The following is a 531-nucleotide window of genomic DNA, read 5'->3' as shown; positions in this document are numbered from 1 at the left end:
GAGTCCTATCAAGGATTGATTATTGGGCATTGGTTATTAGGCACTTATTATTGAACACTTAAAAGATACAATTTATCACGCGCATCATCAGGAACAACTTCACTACTGAGCGCCTCTTCATAGGCGATCTTTGCATCTTCTATCTCACCTAATGCACTGTAGATATCTCCCTCAAGCACCTTACGTAGACCTAAAAATTCCGAAGATTGTATCGCTTTTAGAGTCTGAAGTGCCTGCTGATCCTCTCCTTGATCAAATTGCACAATCGCAAGTCGATAGTTGATCAGATCTTTTAATCCAAGATCTTTAATATCTGTCGCTAGAGCTGATTTTAATAGCGTCTCTGCACCTTGATAATCACCGGCACCATGTGCTTCTTTTGCTAAAAGAAGTGCAGAAAAGAGCTGATAGACACCCTCATTTTCAGCAATTAAAGCGGCACTCTTCGTGGCATCTATGGGACCTGTATCAAAAGTCGTTAAGAAAGAATCATAACGATCAAACGCCTCGTTGAGCTTCTGAACTTTATGA

The 531-nt window shown here is 40.5% G+C and carries 1 protein-coding gene; it reads right to left on the bottom strand.

Annotated features, from left to right (window positions below; translation table 11 throughout):
- Positions 1-47 precede the first annotated feature (47 nt).
- A partial coding sequence (locus FK268_RS26195) for a tetratricopeptide repeat protein (protein WP_146437908.1) occupies positions 48-531 on the bottom strand: 484 nt, incomplete at its 5' end.

Source organism: Tsukamurella sputi (assembly GCF_007858445.1).
GTDB lineage: Bacteria > Actinomycetota > Actinomycetes > Mycobacteriales > Mycobacteriaceae > Tsukamurella > Tsukamurella sputi.
Note: the sequence above shows the minus strand (reverse complement) of the source record. Positions and strands in the feature narration are given on the sequence as shown.